The organism is Bradyrhizobium sp. USDA 4451 (assembly GCF_054822585.1).
On record NZ_JBTRCH010000001.1, the window covers coordinates 150,242 to 172,295 of the forward strand.

The following is a 22,054-nucleotide window of genomic DNA, read 5'->3' on the forward strand; positions in this document are numbered from 1 at the left end:
TTCATTCGTTATCAGCAACGAGAGCCGAAGCGGACCTGACTTGCGTGGAGAACCGGGCTTTGTTGCCTCATATCGCCTAGACTTTCTGAACAAGCCCGCGGCTCAGATACCCAGATCGCCGTTCGGAGCATGCGCTGAAGCCGAACCTGCCTGCAATGCGTTCCTCGGTTACCTAGTTGTTGAGGGATGACGACCCGAGGCAGGTCGAGTGCGGTCCAAAAAGGCTGCGTAATGCATGCATGCGATAAGCCTGCGATCGGGCCGCTAGAGGCGCGCCCCTCGCTCGGTGCTGCGGATATTCTTGATGTGATGAAGGGGATCAATCGGATCCGCCGGCTGTTTGAAGAGCGCCGAGCAGGAAAACGGTTCCGATAGGCCCGTGAAAGCCCAAGATTGCTGATTGAATCTGGCCCCCCTCGGCGCATAGTTACGCAATGATCGAGCAACGACCAGCTTTCATGGCTTGTAAAAACCCCGGCTCCGGCTGGAGGATCGATATTCTGTGGGCCGATGGCGAAACTGAAGTCATCAAGGGGTTTGTCACGGAGCATGACGCGACAAAGTGGATTTCTGAGCATTCGCTGACGTGCCCAGAAAACACGAGCCAACAGCGCTAGCGGTGCGGCCAATTTTCTGAGCGATCTCGCGCTGCGCGAGTTCGGCTTTGCGGATCATTTGTAGTGGGCGCTGTTCTTCCTCTTCCACCACAAGTTGGCAACGCGTTCTCCGAATTGTTTGGTTCTGGAAATGCCACGCCGCTGACGCGACGGAGCCAGGCAGAGCTGAGCGGACGGCCATCAGCGGCGGTCGCCCGATGCGGCTGCTCTTTCGCTTGGCGCAAACCTGCAGCTGTTGCAGCGGAAATGATCATGTAGCTGTGGTGCAAGAGCCACTCCAGAATCGATGGCAACCTCGGGTCGGCGAACACGGTGCATTCGGCAATTCTGCGGTTCCATGTGATCAGCATGGCGCCGGTTTCGTGGCGGCGGCCGACCAGCTGGAAGAACAGATGCGCCGCGTCGGGCTCTGGCTTCACTCAACAGCAAATTAGTGGCCTGGAGATTGGCCGACCTAATTCAGCGCGCAGCTTTGATGGCCTTCTTAAACCTATCAATAATATCGGAACGCTCCCGCTCCATCGTCACCAGGACAAGCATTTGGATGGGTCTTCCAACGACCTTCGGCGAAACGATCGAGATATCGGCCTCGGCGACGCCTTCCCGAGCGTCGCCTGTTCAACTAGCGTTGACACGCGGTTGCAGAAAGAAGCCCCGCTGTTTCGCCGGTCACCTCGGACGTCAGACAATTGTTCTTTTGCTCTGTTTCGAGGATGTGAGCGTCTAAGGTCCCTTACACGATGCCCATCGCGCATCATCACTTGAAATCGTCACGCAAGAACGAGGCCTTGAACGCAGCTTCCAGGTTATCTGCCGACAGAGGCGCAATCCATGGCAGTCGCCCCAACCACCGCACCCGTCCAATCTCGCAAATCGCTCTCACGGCGTCCGGGTTCTTTTCGCCAATCAAGGCGACTCCAAGAATGTCGATCTGGCGCCTTCGGAGCGCCTCTATGGAGAGCAATGAACAATTGATTGTGCTCGCAGTTGTACTGGTGCACAGCACTACAGGAATTCGCCACCTCTCCAAGAGGTCAATGTAAAGCGAACCACAATTCAGCGGCTCCATCAGTCCCCCGGTCCCCTCGATCACGAGCGGCTGTCCTCCGGTGTCCGGCAGATCCAGCAATTCGGGCTTAATGCGAGCCTCGTCGATTTCCGCGGAGCAGTGCGGCCAATTCGCTTGCAGTCGGTACCCCTCAGGCACAATGCGATCCGGCGGAAGACTGGCAAGCCGAGAGACGCACTCGGTGTCCGTCTCTCCTTCGAGGCCGGCCTGAATCGGCTTCCAGAACCTTGCGCCAAGGAGATTGACGAGCCCTGCGCAGAACACGGTCTTTCCGACGCCGGCGCCTGTAGCCGTGACCACGATCCGCTGCTGGCTCGCCGATCTTGATCTCTTGTCAAGCGTTGTGCCCACCTCATTCTCCATTATATGCAGCGGGCGCCGGCGCAAAGACCGCTTACTCTTCGCAAGTCGTTCACGCCGGCGCCCTCAACTTCCGGATCTACCAACAGTGCTCATCGACGCTGCTGCGTGCATCGCCTTCCCCCTCAACGCTGAACAGCAGTCCGATATACGCGAGATGCCCGTCGTGATTGGCCTCCGCCGACCCGTCTCAAAAAGCTCCGAATGTTGACTTTTACATCGAACTATAGACGGTCGGCCGGCGCGATAGTTCCCTCCTAGAGTTGCGCTTGACGCGTTGTGGCAGGTTAAGATTGTTATCGGCGCGCAAATATTGTCCGGATCGGACGGAGACATTCACGGGCCGCTGGGTGCATCCCAATAGATACAGAACGGTACGCTTCGAGCGACAGCTGTGCGATTGTGGGTGATTTTACCTGATCTGTCAGAAAATAGCCGATCGGGGCATATTAGCCATGACTCTACTCAAGGGGAATTTTGCACGTTTGACTTGAGCACGCGAGTTTATCGATGGCGGGCGGCCCGGCAGATTTCTGCGTAATCAATCACGATGATCCTGCAAATAGCACATCGACGCCTCGCTGGGTGTTGGTTGGTATACACCCAGTGTCTCTTTTCCAACGGAACGAGTTCCGACATTGTTTGATGTCGAGGTCGCGAGCAGCGCCCTTACAGGGGCTCAGAGCTCGCCACCTCGAACACCTTTATACGTAAGCTACGTTCGGACCATTTGGCACGACAATTCTCAGATCCTGCTCAAGTGCGAGCGCTGCGGCACATTCGCGGCAATATCGATGTCAAAGATGCTCCGGCTGTCAAAGTCCGTCAGCATTGCCTCAAGCTAAATCCCGAGATAAGAACGGGACCAAATTGCGGCGTCACTTTTGCGGCCACCATGATCCGTCATATCGTCTTCTTCACAACCAAGGAAAAAGCCGATCTCGACCGAATCATCGAAGGTCTATCGGTTCTCACCTCAATCACCTATGCGCGCCGGCTCGAGATTGCCCGCAACCGCAAGAGCGACCAGCTCGGCAATGATATCGATATCGTGGTGTATGGTGAATTCGACAGCGAGGCGGATCTCGCTGCGTACAAGGCGCACCATTTATATCAAGAAGCGATCCGGTGCGTACGGCCACTCCGGGAGTTGCGCTTTGCCGCTGACTATGAGTTGTCGACAGACGTGCATTTCGCTGGAACGGCAGGCTTAGGGCAGATCGCTCGGCGCAGCGGACCAGTTGGTCGTGAGTAATTGATGATCAGTCACAAGACTTTGTACATGGCGGGCACAAATAGCCCTCTTTGGGATGGAAATTGGCGCACCGACCTGACGGCCTGCCGGCCGTCGTAGCAGATAGGTTATGCACGTCTGCGAGTTGCCATGGATTGAGCCTATCAAGGCGCTGCGATGCCTTGCGCAGCGGCCGCAGCTTACCTTTCTCGATAGCGCGGCCGAGCATGAGCTGCTCGGACGTTACTCATACCTGGCTTGCGAGCCGTTCGGCACCTATTTAGTCGCCGATGGACAGGCAAGTTGGAATGGACAGGCACTTATTGGTGATCCATGGGAGGCCCTCCGCGAGCTTCTTGCCAGATACAAAGAAGCGCATCGCGCGGATCTCCCCCCATTCCAGGGCGGCGCAGCCGGCTTCCTTGCCTACGATCTGAACCGAACACTGGAGGGGCTGCCGGCACCGTCAATTCCGGGTCTCCGATTACCCCAGTCAATACTGCATTTTTACGATGTGGTGGTCAGCTTCGATCACCGCGAAGAGAAGTGTTGGATCGTCTCGACCGGCTGGCCGGAGCAGGAGCCCACTCGACGGGCCGAGCGCGCACGTCGTCGCGCCGATGAGTTTGCAGCACTGCTTGCTAGGCCAAAGTCGCCGCGGATCGTAATCCCCTGCACCGCGGGTCAATGGCATTCGAATTTTAGCCGGGAAGGGTTCAAAGCGGCCGTCCAGCGTGTCATCGATTTAATCTTGGCTGGAGATATATTCCAGGCGAATATCGCACAACGCTTCAGTGCCAAGGTCTCCCCCCTGTTCGATCCGCTTACTTTTTATTGCCAGCTCCGCTCTTTGAACCCAGCGCCGTTTGCAGCCCTCCTGCAATATGACGCGCTGACGATCGCATCGAGCTCTCCTGAGCGATTTCTGAGGCTTGAGGGCCGGCAGGTCGAAACACGGCCGATCAAGGGCACAATCGCGCGCTCCGCCGATTCTGCGGAAGATGGGTTCCGGGCGGAGCTCCTTTTGGCCTCCGAAAAGGATCGCGCCGAGAACATTATGATCGTCGACCTGCTGCGCAACGATCTCTCACGCGTTTGTACCGACAATTCGGTCGACGTTTCAGCTCTTTGCAACTTGGAATCCTATGCCTCCGTGCACCATCTTGTGTCGGTGGTCGAAGGCGCGCTTGGTGCAGACCAAGACGCCGTCAGCCTGCTTCGCGCCTGCTTTCCGGGCGGCTCCGTGACCGGAGTTCCAAAGGTGCGGGCAATGGAAGTCATTGCGGACATCGAGAAAGTGGCACGAGAGGTCTACTGCGGGGCAATCGGCTTCATCGGATTCGATGGATACATGGACACGAACATTGCGATCCGCACCATTGTGATCGACGATGACCTGGCTGTGTTTCATGCGGGCGGCGGAATAACGGCGATGTCGGATCCTGAAGCCGAATATGAAGAGACACTTGCCAAGGCAAAACGACTGTTCCAGGCCTTCGGTGTCGATCCAACCGGTGCATTTTGATTGTCATCATCGACAATTACGATTCCTTCGTATTCAACATTGCGCGCTATTTCCGCAAGCTTGGTGCACAGACGGAAGTGGTCCGAAATGATGCGATCAGCGTGGCTGATCTCGCTGGGCTCCAGCCTAGTGCAATCGTCATATCGCCCGGACCCTGCACGCCAAGGGAGGCTGGCATATCCAACGCGGTTGTCCGGGAACTCTCGGGACGCGTCCCAATCCTTGGTATCTGTCTTGGTCATCAGTGTATTGGAAGCGTTTTCGGCGGAAGGGTGGTGCGTGCACATCGTCCCGTGCACGGCCAAGCCTCGCCGATAAGCCACGATGGTCGTGGGTTGTTCAACGAACTCCCGTCGCCATTTTGTGTCGGGCGCTACCATTCTCTAGCGGTCGAACTCGATCAATCACACGCGCCGAGTCTCATGGTGACAGCCCGCTCAGATGAAGGAGAGATCATGGGCCTGTCGCATCGGCATCATCCAACCCATGGCGTGCAGTTCCATCCGGAGTCAGTCCTTACTCAACAAGGGTCCGCGCTGTTTAGGAATTTCTTGCGATTAGCCGCCAATTTTAAAGTGTGAGGGGGAGCCTCCATCGAACCGCGAGCAGGGTATTCGCGAATCGGTTTGCAGAGCCATGGGCAAGACGTAACGACACAGCGAAACACCCAATCAGTACGTTTCGTACGCAGGTTTCTCTTTTGGTACAGCCTCAATTGAATTATCTGGTGACGCATCGACCCTTCGCATGACCTCCATTGGGAGAGGCGGGTTTTCTTCTGATTCCGCGCAAACCTTTATTCGAGATCCGCCAAGGGATTGGCGGTGCCTAAGCGGTAGTATCGCTACCGCTGCCCTAGCGGGCGTTTCCTCCCTTGACTTGGCCGCCGATCCAATCGGATCGGCGGCCCTCTTCGATATCGAGTCGGCGCTCTCATGATTGAGGTATTCCTGCAACGATCTGCAGCTCGCGGGCGCTGTAGCTGCAACGTCTGTCATCGTGGTTGAATGCATTTATGGAACATAGAGGTGTCCAATTCAGCATTCGGGAAGTTCACCCCGGCGAGTGGCGCTACAGTTTCGAGGTCGATAGCAAGAGGATCAGTGGCAAGACCCGAACGAGGCTGCAACTTCTTGCAGTCCGACGGGTTAAAGATCGCATTAATCGTGAACTTAATCGCAGCACGGAACATGGAAGTTGACCGGTTTCCCGTGGGTTCGAATCCCACCCCTTCCGCCAGCGACCATTCCCAGCACCTCCCAATCCATCCAAAATCCCTTGTAAAACAGGCGCTTCCGAGTAGATTGCTTTCCCAATCGATCCCGTCTTTTTCCGCTGGTACCCGGCTTTTGTCGGGTGAAATCCCGGGTATCGAATAAGGAAAAACCGGGTGTGCTGACTGACCTCCAATGCCGCAAGGCTAAAGCGACGGATTCGCCGATCAAGCTTTCGGACGGCGGTGGCTTGCATCTCTACGTCACACCCGCTGGCGGAAAGTCTTGGCGGTACAGCAAGACGCTTGTATCTCAACAGTCGATCGACAACGCGATTGATCTGCAGAATCGGTATGACGCGGCGGTGTCGATCCTGGAGACGCGTTGGCATCCGATTCAAGACATTCTTACCAACCTCGGTATGAAGCTGCGCGGGATTTGGGTTGACATTGTCTCGGAGATTGCGAAGGCCGTAGACTACGTCATCGCGCTAGCCCTCAAAATCTACGACGTACTGTCTCCGATCCTCAACGTTGTAGCTGCGATCGATAAGCTTGCGCTCAAGGCGGCGGTCGTCGGCTCCGGTACGGAAGCGGCGTATCGAAGGCGAACAGCGCTGGCGAATCGGCGTAAGCTGATGGACGAATGGACGACTTACTGCGTGTCTGAGCGGCGTTAGGCCGTCGATCTCGGCCCTATTGAACCGTTTGCCCTGTCGTCCCATTTACTTTTATTGCACGTCACGCGGCATGGGAGACCGAAGTTGAAGGGTCGTGTGCAGATAAACGGTAGGACGGCGGACGTCGAGACAGACACAGAATCCGCGAAACGACTGGTCGCGTTTGTTCTCGCCGCAAAGCGGCTGAATGCCTGCTCTTTCGCACAAGGGATCGACCGCATCCGTTTTGCCATCAACACGACCTACAGTGTTGAGGGCAGCCAGATCATCGCCAAAACGTGGTTTACGCACCCTGTCGTGAACGAAGAGGCGTTCGAATCGTTTGCGCTACGACTACGTCCGATCATCTACAATCGCGATGTGTGCCACTTCGAGAAAGTGATCGAGATTTCCAGGTCGATGCTCGCCAACTCGCCGGAAGCGCTCGTCGAATTGGCGTATATCGAAGCCATTTACCGCTCAGAAAAGCTTTCCAATCAGCTTGCCCGGATGGAGACGGTGGCGCAAGCGGCAACCGTTTCAAAGTGGCCCATCATCAATCTCTGGAACGTCGTGTTTGGCGGGAACCTGTGGATGCGCAGGAAGTATCACGACGAGCTTTTTCGCTACGGCTTCCTGTATCACTGGAATGCCCAGAACGATAAGTGGATGGTTTACCGCGAGATCGAGAAGGCGGCAGGAGGACGGGAGAACGTTCTCCGCTGTATGATTCCCTTTTTCCAATGCCAGCATCTTGCGATCGCCCGGCTTCAACGGATTTTAACCCCTGCTCTCCAAGCCGTGGGACTGAGTGCCGAGATCGAGGAGGCAGCCGTCGGGGAAGAGCCGGTCCCCGATACAATGGAATCCACCTCCACTCCGTCCGTTCGCGCCATTTCCAAGGATGCTGGGGAGACGCGGATTGAAGCGTCAGGGCCGTCTGAGCTTCACGTGAGCGAGATCATTAAGTCCCTTTTGCCGGGCCAGCATCTGACTGAACAGCATTCTTGGATGTTCAAAGGTGGCGAGATGAAGCGAACGATGTCGCTGGGTGGCACGGTTCGGCCGCCACCGATCAGAACCGACGCCCCGATGAAGGTTGTTCCGGCAGGGATAATGGTCGACTACACTCCACCTGGGGCGGCTTCGACCGATTTCGAAGCGACGCCGTACAGATTTGTCGATCCGCGTGACTTCCTCCGTTAACGAAAGCCCTTCGCTGCGATCGCTGCGAAGAAGAGTTTAGGCCGGAGGAACTGACCATTCTTGCGCCACCGGCCGGTGACGGCGAGTTGATTTGCGCTCGGTGCATCGAGATCAAGCTGCGTCGGGCCATTGAGAAACTACCGCGCTACAATTGACCCCTCACCTCGGAAAAGGCGACTGCAATCCCCTCGCCGGTATGCCTGCGCGCTCGTAAGCTTTTCGGCCCGCGTCCAATATCTCTCGTTCTTTCGGGGCAGCACTATCAAACCAGTGTCCGGGAGCGTAGCTCGCGATGCGCTTCGCAAAGAACGATTGCGGCTCCCAATCTTGCCCTTCGCGCTTCTCGAATATGATGATTCCGTCATGGGTGAAGTATCGAGGCGCTGGAATGTCGCAGTTCACGGATAGCTGAACGCGCCAAAAGTCGCCCTTAGAGCCTTTCACATTTTGACGGAAGCATAACCTGCATTGGCGAAGTAGTTGGCGCACTCGCGAGGCTGGATGTCCTGGATGAGGTGACCGATGTGGCGCCAAGTGTCCTCGATGGTGCGCTTCTGAGCTTGCCGCATCCAGTGTTTGATCTTGGAGAATGCCTGTTCGATCGGGTTGAGGTCGGGCGAGTATGGCGGCAGGTACCAGAGCCTGGCGCCAGCAGCCTGGATCATTTGCCTGACAGCTTTCGACTTGTGGCTTCCGAGATTGTCGAGAATGACGATGTCGCCTTCGCGCAGGGTTGGTAGGAGAAGGTGCTTCACATAAGCGCAGAAGCATTCGCCGTTGATCGGACCATCGAAGACGCAGGGTGCAGTGAGTTGGTCATGGCGGAGCGCGCCGAGGAATGTGAGGGTGCGCCAGTGACCGTGTGGGGCGAAGCCGCGCAGGCGTGCGCTTTTGGGGCCCCAGCCCCGCAAAGGGGCCATGTTGGTCTTGATCCAAGTCTCATCGATGAAGACGAGCCGGTTCGGATCAAGTCCAGCTTGCCAGGATTGCCAACGCTGTCGCCTACGAGAGACGTCGGCGCGCGCTTGTTCGAGGGCGAACAGTGTTTTTTTTGAACCGCAGCCCTTCCCGGCGCAGGAACAGCCAGATCGTGTTGTGCGAGACCTTGACCCCGCGGGCTGCCAGTTCCGCCTTCAGACCATGCAGCGTCAGGTGCGGCATCTGAGTGATCCGCTCGACAATGAAGGCGCGGTGCGGATCAAGCACGGGCTTACGGTGACCGCCCATCTTGCCAGGCGCAGCCGAGCCGGTCGCCCGCTGCCGCTGTGACCACTTCACCACTGACGAGACCGCAACACCAAACCGCTCCGCCACAGATCGGCAGCTCTCGCCCGCCAAAACCGACGCCACCACACGCTCGCGAAGATCCAGGGAAAGAGGTCGGGTCATGCGATGCTGGCCTCCAATCCAGTCAGCATCTTGAATCACAATCCGCCAAAAACCGGAATCCCTCCGATTCAATTAAGCAAGGAAATGCTCTAGCTGTCTGCTTCTCATCCACCTTCGGCAAGTAGTCCACCCCTACCGGATCGACGATGGCACAACGGCCGTGTTTGAGAAGGTCACCTAGCTTGCCTTGCGCGGTCGTGACGAAATTGAAATTCGCGGGGTCGTGCAGAAAGCGAAGGTTCACGCCCTTTTCGTCGTTTGATACTTCGTCCGCGATCAGCGAGAGGGCGAAGGCCTGCCAGCCCAATTCCATCGGCTTTGCATACGGCGGCCCCATAGTGATCGCACCGCTCGGGGCCAGCTCCCAGTAGAACGAATATTCATCGCCCGATTTATCGGCGCGATGCTTCGCCCAAGAGAAGATTGCCGAATTGCCAGCGTCTGTCTTCTGTCCGGCTTCCCAACCTCTCGGAACGAAGTGCGCCACTTTCGAGACCTTGGCGATGATTTGCTCGGCTGTCTCGCCGTTCTGCGCTCGCCAAGTCGACTTGACCTTCTCGATTACAGCTTGGTCGTCAGCACGAACGCCCAGGCTCGACAGTACAAGAACGATGCCAGTCAAGATCAATTTGCGCAATGATGCCCCTCTCACTATATCGTTCGCCTGCCATCACGCGGGGTCGACCACATCCCAAATAGTCCCGAATCCGAAGCCGATAACAAGACCTATGGGGTAGAACCAAACCCCTTGCGGGTCAGTCGCGCCGTAGCGCAAGAGTGCGACCACACCCGCCCCCGTTAGCACCGCAACCGAAGCTGTCATTGCTGATCGCGTCCACTCATCTGCTTCCTGAACAAAGAACCCGACCAGCATCCCGATCATAAAGCCGAGCAGCGTACCGCCAACAGCCGGGCCAATACCCTTATCAAAGAACGCGAGGCTAGCGCCACCCAGGCCGATCAATAAGAGAGCGAACCCGAACCAGAGCGGTCGCCTTCCCATTTTCTTCTTCACCATCAACGCCCCCACATTGCGAACTAACCGGCATCCGTCCTAAAGCGGAGAACCGCTTCGAGTTTGCTTTTCGCTGCGGCCCGATCCCTGCCGTATTGGTGCAGCGTGTTTGATACTGCGAGAATTGCGGTGCTTGCTGCCATTGGATCAAACGCCCAAAGGCTGACAAGCTGAACTGCGAAGGGCTCATTCAGCGCAAAGGCCCGCATCCTTGCTGCGAGATCGCGGAACGTGTCTTGGGCTTCCCGCAGTCTCGTTATCTCATCCTTATTCAAACTGACATGCTCAATTTTATCGTCAGTTCCCGTCTTTTGTGCTGCTCTGACGTTGTCGTAAAGCACGCTCTTGTGGATCACTTCATTCCGCAGGTCAAAGAAGTGTCTGAACGGCTGACCGACAAACGACGTTACGACCCAACCGACGCCCCCTAGCGCAAAGACACCAACGGCACCCCAAACTTCAGCCATCCATAAATCCCTCTTGCATCGCCCGAACAGCCAACATCTTAAAGCCAAGGCCGCCGCTGGCGCATTGCGACATACGGCTCAATGAGCGGATCAAACGTTTTGTAAAACGCTTGTATTTGGTCGAAGTATTTTCGCCGCCTCTGGATCGCCTCCGCACGGGCTTGCCCTTGCGACACGGCAAGTTCCTCGTCTGCCTCATGGAAGTAGGCCAGCGATGTGTTCAATTCGCTCAGATAGTCATTCACCTTGCGACCAAAGAGAAATTTCGCGCCGTCCATGGCCCGCATGAACTCGAAGTGCTTTTCGTTTGGAAGTTTGCCGCTACTCACTGTTGACGCGATCACCGCTCGAATTTCCGAGTAGACATGCATGCGCCGCTCAAACAGATCTAATACAGCCTTTTGATGAGCTGTACGCCACTGCAAGAGCGCGACGACAATCGCGAGCAAGGCAATCGCCGGGGTCGCAAGGGCCTGCGAATACTGAACCCACATCGGCATTTGCAATCCTGGCTCTTTAGACATCGGCGGCGACCCTATTGCCGCGCATCCCCAGGTTGATATTCTACCGACCTAAAGGGCTGAGGGTCGTACAATGCGAATGGTTTCCACAGTATTTGCTTTGCTTGCAGCAAATTTGGTCTTCGTCGCCGCAAATGCTCAGGCCGAAGACAGGCCCCCTAGCCGACTAGACAGCATCGCGAAATCTGCCCGGGAAATGATGCCTTCGATACCATCGGTCTCGTTGCCGTCAATGCCGGACCTATCGCTTCCCGACCTATCCGATCCAAGCGGCAAGCTAATGAGCGAGTTCAATTCGTTTACCCAACAGGTTGGCGACGCATTGCCGCTCCTAGAACAGATGGGCTTTGAGGTCACCACATTCAAAGTCACGTGGGGCCTCCCGCCAAAGGCACGGTTACGGCTCAAGTCCAACGGCAATACTGACCCGCAGAAGGTAAGCGCTATAGCGGCAAAGGCCCCAACCAGCGGTGTGTTGGTATCGGCTCTGATAAGCAGCGCGGTGACGACTAAGCGCATTCAGAGCAGCATGCGATTAGGGACGGCCTTGCTTGATGTAGAGTTTGCGGTGCCACCGCGCGTGAACATGAAATTCGTAAACTCGAAAGACAATATCAAAGACGATCTTCGCGAGTTGGATGACTTAGAGCTTGTCTGCAAGAACTGAGAGGGAGCCCGGTCACTGCATCCGCGCGTCGCGCGGGCTAAGGAAGCAACCTCATGACAATGATCTTTGGATTCACCCGAGAGAACGTAGCTGTTCTATGCGGAGATGCATTACTTACACATTTTGCGGAGCAGTCATCGACGTCGAGACTTCCAGCGCCGGGACCGTTGAACGCGAGCCTTCTCGGCATGTACGGCGTTTCCGTAGTCGGACTACGGCAGAAGGTAAACATTATTGGTGATACAGTAGCGTTAGCCTGGTCAGGCTCTTACGTAGAGGCCCACGGCTTAGCAAGGGAAATCAAGTCATACCTAGATCGACATGGCCCAGCCGTTAACGAAGTATACCGGATCATTCTTGCGAACGCAGATCAGAATCTCAGTTGCATAGCGATGGTAGCGGAGGGACCGCAGACCAGCTACATTTGGCATGGTGCTGAGACCGCCAATCTAAGACGGTTCCATAACGTACACTTCGCCGGAAGCGGCTCGGACTATTTTAAGAGAACGATTGAACGGCTCGATAGCGTCGACGCCGTTGCGGACGCATCGATCAACACTATCTCCACTGTACTCGGGGATGCCCTCGCCGTCGCATCGCAGTCGTTAGGCCGCGAGCTATACACGCAACAAACTCTCCTCGAACGATGGGGAGGAACCATCGAAGTCTGCTATCAGGACGCGAGCGCCTTCGTGAAGCTTGACAAGGTTGCCTTTGTTCATTTCAGGTTCGATGAGGCAACTCCCGAAGCCGGATTGACCTGGGTACCGAGGCTGCTGTTAAACCGCTACAACGGTTCCGACTTGGAGTGCATCGCTCTCGATTGCGAGCAGACTAGCGATAAACGAATATTTTCCGTTGTGCAGGATGACACCGTTATCGTCCGTCCTCTTATGTCAGACGGAGTGATCCGCGAGCCCTTCCTTGGCTATTTTGAGTATGATCGTCTGTGTACCCACTTTTCTTACTGCCGCGCAGGCGAATCGCTGTGGAGCATGACGAGCGTCCACTTTTGTTCAAACGGTTCCCACCCATTTCACGTAGCGATGAAGGGGTCCCGAGTGGACATAGCTTTTAGAAAAACGCTCGGCGACTGGATGCGTGAACAGATTCGATCCTATCAGCAAGGTGAGATCAAACCACAGGTTGGCCCCGAGACTTAGCATCGCAGCCAACTGTTAGCCCCTCCGCCTGGAATGGTCGTTGCGCAATTCGAACGCGCGCGTACTGCTTCTGGAAGTCTTCATCGCCAGGCAGCAGCACCGTGAAGAAATAGGTCATGCTGCACATGCCGGGCTCGTTCAGGATGCGGCGCACGGTCCATCCCTGAGGCAGAAGCTCCAGCATCCGTTCTTTGATTGTCGCGATTTGGGTGGGGGTAAACGAAGGGCGCCCTGTGGGCTTTGTATCTTCGGAGGCGGCCTTCTTGCCCCTCTCAACCTGGAGTATAATCTAGCTTTCCAAGTTGAGAATCGGCGGTTGTTTTATGATTATTCCCATCACTGCGTCGATAATCGGCCACCCATGGGATTTGTGGGGCCTGTCCTTACTATTCGACGGCTCCGATCCTTCCAAAACGAAGGTCGTTGTGACCAAGCCCGAGGGACGGCCGACCTTCGACCCCAACAGTGAGGCCGAGCGCAACCGGTTTCGCGCCAACGGCTACGACATTATGACGAGCCTGACCTCGGACGAGCTGGTTTGGGATGACGCCAAGGGCCGCGTGGACCTTCGAGACCTGAGGCCTATCGCTGACGACATCCTGTTGCGGGTGAACGGGCTGGCGCGAACGTTCGACCCGACCTCTACGCCGGTCCGGCTGATACACCTGACCTTCCCGAATGGCGCGATGGCCACGGGTGATTGGACGCCAAACCGGGACAGCACCTATCTTGGCGCAGCAGGCCAGCACGAGATTGCCAACCGGGCGCTTCCCCTCACCAACCCTGAGGTCAAATTCGTCCTTGAGGCCATGGTTCTCCCGGCGACCTGGGCGTCCCTGTATCTGGTCATCGACGCCATCAAGACGAACGTCGGCGGCCGGCGTGAACTGGACAAGATGGGATGGCTTTCCAAGCCCGACCTTAGCGACCTGACCTATTCCGCCAATAACAGCCGAAACATCAGCGAGGGTGCCAGGCACAGGACGAAGCCGAATGTTGGCGGCAACCTCATCCCGCTGGATATCGCCCACATCAAAACGTGCATGCTCGTCGCCCACTGGCTAGGCTCCCTCGCACCCCCGAAATCACCGTAGGCAGAGGCCAGGTTTCTGATGCCCTTTTTCTCCGACAACGGCCAGCCGAGCGAGACGCTGTTTAGCGATCGCTCTTTATCCACTCTCATCGAAATGCAGAACGGCCGGGCCGAGAATATCGTCGCCGAGCCCAGCAGCGATGTCCTTCTGGCTACACCGACCGAGGATATCGTTGAGCAGGCCTATGAAGTCTGCCACCTCGAAGTGCCTGTCCTACTGGAGGATAAAGCATACCAAGCCGACCCGCGCGAGATTATCCGTGAAGTGCAGGATTACGGCCGGACAGTCCAGGTAGCGGGCTTCGAATATCGGCTTACTATCCCCTTTGAAGGGCATTTGGGGCTGTTTAGGCATTCGTCGCCCATCAGCATTGGTGATGCACCGTGGGCCAAGGCAAACGAGGATGGCATCACCATCACCCTATCTGGATACAATCTCACCGCAGAGGATCTGAAGGCCCAAATCCAGAAGATGCTCAATCCGATTAAGCTTAGGCTGAGCGGCCAGAACAATATCGTCAAACCGTTCAACGAAGCGCTTAAGCCGCTCATCCGCAAGCTGGTTGAGGAGCGCAAGCAGAGCATTTTGAATGCTCGCAACATCGCCTCGTCTCTGGGCTACCCGATGGTCCGCGCCGGTTATGTGCCGGTGATGCATGTCCCCGTCAGGCGAATAATTCGCCCACAGTTACCCCCAACCACGAAATTCGAGCCCGAGCCCGCTATCGCCGAAGCCGAGTACCAGCACATCCTCAAAATCATGGACGACATGTCCGTGATGATGGAGCACAGCCCAACGGCCTTTGAGCGGCTGGAGGAGGAACATCTCAGGGATTTCTACCTCGTCGTTTTGAATGGCCACTATGAAGGACGGGCAACGGGCGAAACCTTCAATGCGAACGGAAAGACCGACATCCTCATTCGGGAAAACAACCGGAACGTCTTCATCGCCGAATGCAAATACTGGCACGGTCCTCAGACGTTAACCGACGCCCTGGACCAACTTCTCGGCTACCTGACTTGGCGCGACACCAAGGCTGCGCTGGTCATGTTCGATCGCAACAAGAGCTTCACGGCCATGGTCAAGAAGATGGTGGAGACGGCAACCGAGCACCCCAATTGCAAGCGTGGCCCGACGCAGGAGACCGAGACCAGATTCCGCTACGTCTTTGCCAGCAAGGATGACTCGGCACGAGAGATAATTCTCAATGTGATGGCCGTAAATGTGCCCAACCCGAACGCCCCATGACCGAGGAATGGCCGAGCTACCACAAGGGTCGACGGGACCACATCCACGCCCTGGGCGTGATTGCGCTGGCTTACAGTGCATTCGAGCGCGGTCTCGTCACGATTTATGCCCACCATTGCGCCCAACAGCACATGCCGTACGAGCTCGTGCACCTCTACTACTCATCGCTGAATGAGAAATCCCAGCTCAAGGCCATCAGGACGATATTCGACACCTACGAAAAAGAGCCTGCCGCTCTTGCGTTCGTGTCGTCGCTTATCGACTATTTTAACTGGTGTTCGGACGCCCGAAACACCCTACTCCACTCCGAGCTTTACCCCACGTTGTTCGGAGGAGATGCCGATAAGCTGTACTTGACCAAGCCTGTCTCCAAGCGGGAGCCCAATTCGACGTACATGTGGCTCACGTTGGAGGAATTGCGCGACATCGCCGACAAAATTGAGCACGGTAAGCGGGAATCCGCAGGGTTCCTGATTTACCTCCGATGCCGCGACATCCCACCTGACCAATTGCCTGGGGGCTATCGGGCTATGTTGCAGAACCCTATTCCTCCCCCGCTTACGATCCCATCAGAACTGAAGTTATCTCCGCATCCCGAACACGGCGCCATGCCCGATCACCTCAAGAACCGAAAACGCTAATCATGGGCACCTACCTTCTCACCGGAGCAGGCTTCAGCAGGAATTGGGGCGGCTGGTTGGCCGACGAAGCCTTCGAGTATTTGCTGGGATGCTCCGAACTTCTCCCGCACCATCGAAATCTGCTCTGGAAGCATCGTGGTAAAGGTGGATTCGAAGCCGTCCTTCAAGAGCTGCGAGACGAATACATCAAAAGCCCCGGGCACCACGCAGCCAAACCGTTGCAAGAGTTTGATAAGCTCGTCATGGGCATGTTCTATTCGATGAACAATGCCTTCGGAGACTTTGAGCCGGTCAAGAACCTTGGAATTGGTCCTCAGCCCACGTTTATGCGGGATCTCCTCGCCCGCTTCGATGCCATCTTTACCCTCAACCAAGACACCCTCTTGGAGCAGAAGTACATCAACTCCGGTCTCCTCGACGGGTCTCAGGGGAAGTATTTCGCCTGTGCATCGCCGGGACTGCTTGAGGAAAATGTTGCCGGGACGCCCTATGCCCACCCAGGCATCTTTCGGCCGGCCGACCCTCCATACACAATCCAAGACCGCGTTCAACCCTACTTCAAGCTCCATGGGTCCAGCCATTGGCGCGCGCTCAATGGACTGACGCTACTCATCATGGCCGAGAACAAGGGCTCGCAAATTGACGGGGTGGCACTGCTAGATTGGTACCGCAGCGAATTCAAGAAACGGCTCTCACAGCCCGATGCCAAGCTGATGATTGTGGGCTACAGCTTTCGCGACCCGCACATCAACGAAATTCTTGCAGCTTGCGCGAAGACCGGTCTCAAGCTGTTCATTATTGACACGGCCGGTCTTGGTGTCCTCGATCACGCACCACCCCTCTCAGGTGTGCCGTTGCTCGACGAATTGCGGGACGCCATCGAAGGCGGCTCCAGACGACCATTTCCATCCAGTGTCTCAACCGACGAAATCGAACGCCGGAAGATCCAGCGATTCTTTCCGCTGTTTCCCTAAATAACTCCCAGCACCCAGGCGCCCATCGGCACCACAAAAGAAGCGACCATAATGCCGATACCTCAGTCATTGAAGGAACTTTAGTCAAAGAAGACCGTGCCACTCACTCTTGGGCGAGCGCGTGGTGAATTCAGTTTGTGAGGCGCGAAAGTGCCAGTTCGATCATCGAGTCGTCGAAAAGTCTCAGCTTGCGCTCGGACGCGTCGCCGCCTCCAAGCCATTTCGCGAGCCCCTTTTTCACCCCATCCAATGTCGGCTCGACCTTGTCGTGATCAAGTAGCCAATCGACAGTCGCCAGCAGCTCCATTCCAAGCGGATACTCAAAGCCGTCGATTAAGTCCGTTGTCTCGTCAAGCGCGCTAGAAAACTCTTTCGCTTCTGTCGCCTTCAAATATGTAACAACCACGTCCTTCTTTGAGTTCTCGAACCAGATCGAGTCTAGAATGCTCGCGTCGGCAACCCGTTTCTCGCAATGAAGGTAGCTTCCATCCAGGTTATTGAGCAGATGGCCTAAGTTGGGCGCGTACGGGCCGAACTTGTCTGCTTGAAATGCGAGCCTCAGTGGGCTCGCTTTGCCATCGCCCACAATTCGCCTTTGAAGCAAATAGGCGAGTTTCTGAATTTCCAGCAGGGTGCATTCGAATCCGAGAACCGAATATCTTCGGACTAACTCCGCAACTAGAGCTCGCGCGGCCGTCAATTTCTCGACGCCTGAGGGCTTAGCAACGTTTTGATACCGACCAGTTGGTTGGTACACAATGACCTGCACATCCTGAAGATCCCCCAGGGCCGCCACGATCAGCGGACGAACATCATTCCAGTCCAGTCCCCCGTTGCCGCTCCCGAGCGGAGGTAGAGCAATCGATTTGACTTTATGTTCGCGAATGAAGCGGACCAAATCTTGAAGGCCGTCCTTTATCCATTCGATTTTTGAGGGATACCGCCAATGCTGCTTGGTCGGGAAATTGATGATCCACTTAGGACCCCCAACTAAATCCTTCCGCTCAGTTGCGAATATGTGACCAACCTTGACCTCTTGCTTCTTGCAGGCAGCTGCGTAGGCGCGAAAATTCTCAGGGAACGCTTCCTTGAACATCAAGGCGATCCCCTTTCCCATCACACCAACTGTATTGACCGTGTTGACCAAGGCTTCGGTTTCGGCCTTGAGCAGGTTACCCTCTTCGAAGGCGATCATTAGAAATACCATCCTCGCTTAGTGTGGACTTGAAGCTCAAGCTTTCGCTTCTTGATCAAGTCAGTCGCCCACGCATTTTGCTTTTCATCACAACACGCCACGCAGTGGAGAGCATTAATTGGCATGTGCTTGTGCACCAGTGCTTCTGCCATATACCGATTCGACTTATCGGGATCGTCGTTGTCTCGGCTGAAGTCGCTATTCCGAAGTATCTTCCAGTCGATCTTCTTGAGATGATCAAGGCTGTTGGAATACTTTGTCAGCGTAGCGCACGCATGCCTGTCGGTGATAACGAAAGGCACACCATTCTCTTCAAGCGTGTTGAGAGACGACACGAGAATGACCAACTGGTCATTGTCTCTCTGATTGACGCTCCGGCCCGTATGGATGTTGTAGGCCATCATGGATCGAGGCGTGAAGTAGAACGGAACGTAGTCGCTCAGGGTTCCCCTCGGCCCGACTGGAACCGGCCACTTCTTTCTCTTGTCGATCAGCTCGACCAGTCCGATGTTCACAAATTGCGGGTCTTGCGTGTTGGAATTCCGGCAGTGAAGACCGTTGTCTAGTATCCACGGCAAGTTGTTCTTGTGCGTGATTCGGAAGATTAGCGCATTTTCCGCTGTAAGCTCCGGCAGCGCCAAAACTTCCTCCCCCAGGGAAGCAAACAATCACATCGCCGCACAAGCGCAGGAGCGGACTTGCCGGTCAAGAACACTCGCCTAAAACTCACAAACTTTATGAGAACATAATGTGAACAAGCACTATTGTCAACATGAAGTTGACTCCCGGCGCGCCACATGCGCGTTCAGCTGGGCCGCCTTTATGTCGCGCTTTCCGCCCCTCAACCTGCAAACGCAAGGCAGTCTGCAAGGCGTGAAGGCGAGCGGTCTCAGCTTGGTCAATTGTCGAGTTAAGACGGCCCCCGCTTTGGCCGGGAGGTGAGACACTTCTCCATTATCGCCGCAAGGTTTCGGCGCGTCGTGAAGCACTGCCTGCCGATCTTGAACAGATCGAGATTGCCTCTCGCGTGCTCCGCTTTGAGCGTCGCCACCGAAATCGTGTTGCAAAAGATCAGCTCGCAAACTTGCTCCGTGGGTATAGCCGTTGGATTAGGCGCACACCTCGATGGGAACCCTCACCGTAAAACAGGTTGAGCATGCCGGGCCAGGCGATCGGTTGGGCGATGGTGACGGGCTCTGGCTCTTCGTCGCTGCGGGTGGAACAAAAGACCAAATCGTGGATGTTCGGTTCACTTCGCCCGTCACCCGCAAGCCTCGTGAGATAGGCCTTGGTCCAGTAAGTGCCGTCGTCAAGAGGCGCGTGGACTTTGACCTTTAGAGCACGGCAATCCGAGTAATATTGTCGAGCAAGACATTTCGCTCGGATCGCGCTCGGCCGGAATCTTGAAAAAGACGCGGGACCGAAGCCCTGCGCCTCTCGCCGGCATTGGACTATTAGCTGCCGCGCCTCCACTACCCGCCTAGTGGAAAAAGCCGTGCTCTCGAACGATCGGTAATAGCTCGTGGTAGTTGTGGATGATGTGGTCCGGATTCGCAGCCCTTAAGCGTGCCTCAGAAACAAATCCGCCGGCAATGGCTACGCTGATCAGTCCAAGACTTCGAGCAATATCGGTTTCTACTGGCATATCCCCGATAATGAAAGTCGACTCGGGCTTTAGATCGTTTTGCTCCATATATCGCCGGAGACGCTCCCCTTTACTCATCGTCTTATACTGCGTGGCGCGGCTTTCAAAGGCCAGGACGTCGTTGAAGCAGCGATCGATGCCGAGCCTTTGTAATTGAGCAACAAGAGGTGCGACTATATGGTTGCTCACGATGATGGACGAAGCCGCTTCCTGGCGAGCCCATTCCAGCATTGCGCGCGCTCCCACGCGCAGATCTGCTTTGTCGGCCAGCGGCTCGTAAGTGTCATGGAAGATTGCACTCCCATCGCGATCTACGGCCGCGATTTCCGATTCTGACATCCCGATGTTTCGGAAAGAGAATGGACAGTGGGACATCGCAATGATCCCGAAAGGTGTCTAAATCGATCGCCGGGCGACCGAAGCGTTCCAGGATGGCATTCGTCGTTTGGAGGAGTGCGCTGGCATCGTCAAGCAACGTGCCATTCCAATCAAAAACAAGAACCGGCCTCATGATATTCAGCCCTCAGGCAGCGCTCTGGTAGTCAGCGACAAGGTTATGCAGATCTCTGTTTGCGCGGCTTTGACCTGCAGGAGTTGGCATTTCGAATGTGAAGGGTGATAAATCTACTCCCTCGCTCCCCCGCGGCAGCAACGAGGACAATCGGGAGAAGGGCAAGTAAGTCACAGTTGCCGCGTTGATCGCGGCGGCGATTCTGCTTTCAACCGATTGGAGAACACGCGGCTCGATGTCTTTGAACAGCAGGCTTTGCTTCTGCTGTTGGGCGGGCAGCCGTTTCCATGCCTGCCAAAAGGCCAGTTCATCGATGGCCTCAATATCCACGCCGTAGTAATTCGGAGCCACGATAGGTGGCGAGCCGATTGCCCAATGGACAGCTTTGACGCCCGCAGCAAGGAGCATATTCGTTATGGTCCGGCTGGTATCGCCACGAATGAGGGCTTCATCGGCAATGAGTATTGTGCGTCTACCAACGTCAGTCGAAGCCAGCCGATACTTGCACGCGATACGATGCTTGCGCTCGCTGGTTGGGCCGATGAGAGTTCGCTCAGAGAACTGCGTCTCGATGACTTCCCGTCGTTCGACGTTAACGCCGCGTGCTACCAGAGATGAAAATAACCCGTCAGCGTAGGGCCCTCCGGTATGAGGCATGGACGAGACGATGATGGGATCTGGATCCTGCTCAGCGCAGATCCGTTGGGCAATAAGATCACCTAGCGACAAGCCGATATTGTAACGAGTTTCGCGATGAGATTGGCCCTCGATAGACGTATCCGGGTTTCCGAGGTAGAGGGTCTCATAAACGCATAGCTTGGCGGTTTCTTGAGAAACACTGACGCGATGATCGAGGCAATGCCCCCGTTTGCCATCCACATATTTGATGTAGCCCGGCAGGATTTGATCTGACTCGCCTCGAAGCCCGGCAAAGGCGCAATTTTCCGAGGCAAAGAGCAAGAATCCATCGTTCGTCTGCATGAACTCCAACGGACGCAGACCATATCTATTGCGAAACGCAACTAGATTTCCCTCTGGGTCCAGCAAGAGCGCACTGATAGCTCCATCAATGCGCTCATCGATTTCACGGAAAACGTTCTCATACTTGACCGGCACGCCTTGCCGCCAATAATCTCTCTCACAAATTTTCTCAATCAGCTTGAGCAACAGCTCGGCGTCCGTCCGACCAACCCGGGTGTGACCTTGGGCAATCAGTTCTGCCCTGACCTCATGGCCATTTGCCAACGCTCCGTCTACCGACATCGTCAGTTGACGGGATGAGGCCGTACGCTTGGGATGCCTGCAAGCTCGGCCGCTGATAAGGGCGATCGCAACGTGCGGACTGACCTCCAGATCTTGCCTATTCTTGCGAATGGGAGACAGTTCGTATGATGGCTGAGACACGCTTCCATCTCGAATGCCTTTGTTGTGCGTGAAGGCGGTGACGGCGACTTCTGCTTGTCCACGAAGTGCGAGCTTTGGAAGCATGTGCTGGAGCCGATCATAAACCGTCTGATGGGAACTACTCCAAGGCAATAGAAAAGCGGCAGCGATACCTGACATGCTCCACCGATCCGAGAAAACAGATCCTGCCCCTAAGCAAGCTTCGTACCAGCGCTTAGCAATTCACTCGGACCGTCA

At 55.9% G+C, this 22,054-nt stretch carries 23 protein-coding genes and 1 pseudogene; 11 read left to right on the plus strand and 13 right to left on the minus strand.

What is annotated here, in order from left to right; translation table 11 throughout:
- Window positions 1–613: 613 nt before the first annotated feature.
- The 3 genes and pseudogenes from ACVMB0_RS00575 to ACVMB0_RS00585 all read right to left on the minus strand — a co-directional run bounded on the left by ACVMB0_RS00575 (window position 614) and on the right by ACVMB0_RS00585 (window position 2,037).
- Window positions 614–967 carry a hypothetical protein gene (locus tag ACVMB0_RS00575; RefSeq protein WP_461349565.1) on the minus strand — a complete coding sequence of 118 codons (354 nt, stop codon included), beginning with the start codon at window positions 965–967 and terminating at the stop codon, window positions 614–616.
- Between the two features lie 115 nt (window positions 968–1,082).
- A pseudogene (locus tag ACVMB0_RS00580) lies at window positions 1,083–1,332 on the minus strand (ArsR family transcriptional regulator); the annotation flags it as partial.
- A 42-nt stretch (window positions 1,333–1,374) separates the two neighbouring features.
- Window positions 1,375–2,037 carry a dethiobiotin synthase gene (locus ACVMB0_RS00585; protein WP_461344924.1) on the minus strand — a complete coding sequence of 221 codons (663 nt, stop codon included), beginning with the start codon at window positions 2,035–2,037 and terminating at the stop codon, window positions 1,375–1,377.
- 769 nt (window positions 2,038–2,806) lie between these two features.
- Between ACVMB0_RS00585 and ACVMB0_RS00590 the strand changes: the two genes are divergently transcribed.
- From ACVMB0_RS00590 to ACVMB0_RS00610, 5 genes are all read left to right on the plus strand, one after another.
- Window positions 2,807–3,301 carry a Dabb family protein gene (locus ACVMB0_RS00590; RefSeq protein ID WP_461344925.1) on the plus strand — a complete coding sequence of 165 codons (495 nt, stop codon included), beginning with the start codon at window positions 2,807–2,809 and terminating at the stop codon, window positions 3,299–3,301.
- Window positions 3,302–3,410: 109 nt separating this feature from the next.
- Window positions 3,411–4,805: an aminodeoxychorismate synthase component I gene (gene pabB / locus ACVMB0_RS00595; RefSeq protein ID WP_461344926.1), complete on the plus strand. Its 1,395-nt coding sequence runs from the start codon at window positions 3,411–3,413 to the stop codon at window positions 4,803–4,805.
- Entirely contained in the window at window positions 4,802–5,386 is a 585-nt protein-coding gene (locus ACVMB0_RS00600; protein WP_461344927.1) for an anthranilate synthase component II, read from the plus strand. The genes pabB and ACVMB0_RS00600 overlap by 4 nt, the downstream gene beginning before the upstream one ends.
- Before the next feature lie 811 nt (window positions 5,387–6,197).
- Complete coding sequence (locus tag ACVMB0_RS00605; RefSeq protein WP_461344928.1) at window positions 6,198–6,698, plus strand: Arm DNA-binding domain-containing protein; 501 nt, start codon at window positions 6,198–6,200, stop codon at window positions 6,696–6,698.
- 84 nt (window positions 6,699–6,782) lie between these two features.
- Window positions 6,783–7,883 carry a hypothetical protein gene (locus tag ACVMB0_RS00610; protein WP_461344929.1) on the plus strand — a complete coding sequence of 367 codons (1,101 nt, stop codon included), beginning with the start codon at window positions 6,783–6,785 and terminating at the stop codon, window positions 7,881–7,883.
- Between the two features lie 440 nt (window positions 7,884–8,323).
- Here the strand turns inward: ACVMB0_RS00610 and ACVMB0_RS00615 are convergent.
- The 5 genes from ACVMB0_RS00615 to ACVMB0_RS00635 all read right to left on the minus strand — a co-directional run bounded on the left by ACVMB0_RS00615 (window position 8,324) and on the right by ACVMB0_RS00635 (window position 11,254).
- A protein-coding gene (locus ACVMB0_RS00615) for an IS630 family transposase (RefSeq protein WP_461344930.1) occupies window positions 8,324–9,272 on the minus strand; the annotation gives its coding sequence in 2 pieces (ribosomal slippage) (window positions 8,324–8,935 and window positions 8,937–9,272; 948 coding nt in all).
- A gap of 22 nt (window positions 9,273–9,294) precedes the next feature.
- Window positions 9,295–9,909 (minus strand): hypothetical protein, encoded by a 615-nt coding sequence (locus ACVMB0_RS00620; RefSeq protein WP_461344931.1) that lies wholly within the window; start codon window positions 9,907–9,909, stop codon window positions 9,295–9,297.
- Window positions 9,910–9,942: 33 nt separating this feature from the next.
- On the minus strand, window positions 9,943–10,290 hold the full coding sequence (locus tag ACVMB0_RS00625; RefSeq protein ID WP_461344932.1) for a hypothetical protein: 348 nt from the start codon (window positions 10,288–10,290) through the stop codon (window positions 9,943–9,945).
- Between the two features lie 20 nt (window positions 10,291–10,310).
- Window positions 10,311–10,754, minus strand: coding sequence for a hypothetical protein (locus tag ACVMB0_RS00630; protein ID WP_461344933.1), 444 nt, complete (start codon window positions 10,752–10,754; stop codon window positions 10,311–10,313).
- Between the two features lie 38 nt (window positions 10,755–10,792).
- Complete coding sequence (locus ACVMB0_RS00635) at window positions 10,793–11,254, minus strand: hypothetical protein (protein WP_461344934.1); 462 nt, start codon at window positions 11,252–11,254, stop codon at window positions 10,793–10,795.
- A 94-nt stretch (window positions 11,255–11,348) separates the two neighbouring features.
- Here ACVMB0_RS00635 and ACVMB0_RS00640 point away from each other — a divergent pair, with 94 nt between their 5' ends.
- Window positions 11,349–11,942, plus strand: a complete 594-nt coding sequence (locus ACVMB0_RS00640) for a hypothetical protein (RefSeq protein WP_461344935.1) — start codon at window positions 11,349–11,351, stop codon at window positions 11,940–11,942.
- Between the two features lie 53 nt (window positions 11,943–11,995).
- Window positions 11,996–13,105, plus strand: a complete 1,110-nt coding sequence (locus tag ACVMB0_RS00645) for a hypothetical protein (RefSeq protein WP_461344936.1) — start codon at window positions 11,996–11,998, stop codon at window positions 13,103–13,105.
- Here the strand turns inward: ACVMB0_RS00645 and ACVMB0_RS00650 are convergent.
- Window positions 13,077–13,289 carry a hypothetical protein gene (locus ACVMB0_RS00650; protein WP_461344937.1) on the minus strand — a complete coding sequence of 71 codons (213 nt, stop codon included), beginning with the start codon at window positions 13,287–13,289 and terminating at the stop codon, window positions 13,077–13,079. The two genes, ACVMB0_RS00645 and ACVMB0_RS00650, sit on opposite strands and share 29 nt — an antisense overlap.
- A gap of 139 nt (window positions 13,290–13,428) precedes the next feature.
- Here ACVMB0_RS00650 and ACVMB0_RS00655 point away from each other — a divergent pair, with 139 nt between their 5' ends.
- Genes ACVMB0_RS00655 through ACVMB0_RS00670 form a run of 4 tightly spaced genes read left to right on the plus strand, consistent with a single transcriptional unit; the run spans window position 13,429 to window position 17,062 of the window.
- Window positions 13,429–14,199 carry a hypothetical protein gene (locus tag ACVMB0_RS00655; RefSeq protein ID WP_461344938.1) on the plus strand — a complete coding sequence of 257 codons (771 nt, stop codon included), beginning with the start codon at window positions 13,429–13,431 and terminating at the stop codon, window positions 14,197–14,199.
- A gap of 18 nt (window positions 14,200–14,217) precedes the next feature.
- Window positions 14,218–15,447, plus strand: coding sequence for a globin family protein (locus tag ACVMB0_RS00660; RefSeq protein ID WP_461344939.1), 1,230 nt, complete (start codon window positions 14,218–14,220; stop codon window positions 15,445–15,447).
- Window positions 15,444–16,088, plus strand: coding sequence for a hypothetical protein (locus tag ACVMB0_RS00665; RefSeq protein ID WP_461344940.1), 645 nt, complete (start codon window positions 15,444–15,446; stop codon window positions 16,086–16,088). The genes ACVMB0_RS00660 and ACVMB0_RS00665 overlap by 4 nt, the downstream gene beginning before the upstream one ends.
- A 2-nt stretch (window positions 16,089–16,090) precedes the next feature.
- Complete coding sequence (locus tag ACVMB0_RS00670; RefSeq protein ID WP_461344941.1) at window positions 16,091–17,062, plus strand: SIR2 family protein; 972 nt, start codon at window positions 16,091–16,093, stop codon at window positions 17,060–17,062.
- 130 nt (window positions 17,063–17,192) lie between these two features.
- Here the strand turns inward: ACVMB0_RS00670 and darG are convergent, their stop codons facing one another.
- From darG to ACVMB0_RS00690, 4 genes are all read right to left on the minus strand, one after another.
- Entirely contained in the window at window positions 17,193–18,257 is a 1,065-nt protein-coding gene (darG, locus tag ACVMB0_RS00675) for a type II toxin-antitoxin system antitoxin DNA ADP-ribosyl glycohydrolase DarG (protein WP_461344942.1), read from the minus strand.
- Window positions 18,257–18,925, minus strand: coding sequence for a type II toxin-antitoxin system toxin DNA ADP-ribosyl transferase DarT (gene darT / locus ACVMB0_RS00680; RefSeq protein WP_461344943.1), 669 nt, complete (start codon window positions 18,923–18,925; stop codon window positions 18,257–18,259). The genes darG and darT overlap by 1 nt, the downstream gene beginning before the upstream one ends.
- 812 nt (window positions 18,926–19,737) lie before the next feature.
- The gene (locus ACVMB0_RS00685; RefSeq protein WP_461344944.1) at window positions 19,738–20,241 is read right to left on the minus strand and encodes an HAD family hydrolase; all 504 of its coding nucleotides are present in this window, start codon (window positions 20,239–20,241) and stop codon (window positions 19,738–19,740) included.
- A 184-nt stretch (window positions 20,242–20,425) separates the two neighbouring features.
- Window positions 20,426–21,976 (minus strand): amidophosphoribosyltransferase, encoded by a 1,551-nt coding sequence (locus ACVMB0_RS00690; protein WP_461344945.1) that lies wholly within the window; start codon window positions 21,974–21,976, stop codon window positions 20,426–20,428.
- Between the last annotated feature and the right edge of the window lie 78 nt (window positions 21,977–22,054).

Coding starts and splice junctions, on each gene's coding strand:
- ACVMB0_RS00660 (WP_461344939.1), top strand. CDS start 14,218: ATGCCCTTTTTCTCCGACAACGGCCAGCCGAGCGAGACGCTGTTTAGC.
- ACVMB0_RS00655 (WP_461344938.1), top strand. CDS start 13,429: ATGATTATTCCCATCACTGCGTCGATAATCGGCCACCCATGGGATTTG.
- pabB (WP_461344926.1), top strand. CDS start 3,411: ATGCACGTCTGCGAGTTGCCATGGATTGAGCCTATCAAGGCGCTGCGA.
- ACVMB0_RS00635 (WP_461344934.1), bottom strand. CDS start 11,254: ATGCCGATGTGGGTTCAGTATTCGCAGGCCCTTGCGACCCCGGCGATT.
- ACVMB0_RS00640 (WP_461344935.1), top strand. CDS start 11,349: ATGCGAATGGTTTCCACAGTATTTGCTTTGCTTGCAGCAAATTTGGTC.
- ACVMB0_RS00650 (WP_461344937.1), bottom strand. CDS start 13,289: ATGCTGGAGCTTCTGCCTCAGGGATGGACCGTGCGCCGCATCCTGAAC.
- ACVMB0_RS00690 (WP_461344945.1), bottom strand. CDS start 21,976: ATGTCAGGTATCGCTGCCGCTTTTCTATTGCCTTGGAGTAGTTCCCAT.
- ACVMB0_RS00575 (WP_461349565.1), bottom strand. CDS start 967: ATGCTGATCACATGGAACCGCAGAATTGCCGAATGCACCGTGTTCGCC.
- ACVMB0_RS00685 (WP_461344944.1), bottom strand. CDS start 20,241: ATGTCAGAATCGGAAATCGCGGCCGTAGATCGCGATGGGAGTGCAATC.
- ACVMB0_RS00630 (WP_461344933.1), bottom strand. CDS start 10,754: ATGGCTGAAGTTTGGGGTGCCGTTGGTGTCTTTGCGCTAGGGGGCGTC.
- ACVMB0_RS00625 (WP_461344932.1), bottom strand. CDS start 10,290: ATGGTGAAGAAGAAAATGGGAAGGCGACCGCTCTGGTTCGGGTTCGCT.
- darG (WP_461344942.1), bottom strand. CDS start 18,257: ATGATCGCCTTCGAAGAGGGTAACCTGCTCAAGGCCGAAACCGAAGCC.
- ACVMB0_RS00665 (WP_461344940.1), top strand. CDS start 15,444: ATGACCGAGGAATGGCCGAGCTACCACAAGGGTCGACGGGACCACATC.
- ACVMB0_RS00670 (WP_461344941.1), top strand. CDS start 16,091: ATGGGCACCTACCTTCTCACCGGAGCAGGCTTCAGCAGGAATTGGGGC.
- ACVMB0_RS00645 (WP_461344936.1), top strand. CDS start 11,996: ATGACAATGATCTTTGGATTCACCCGAGAGAACGTAGCTGTTCTATGC.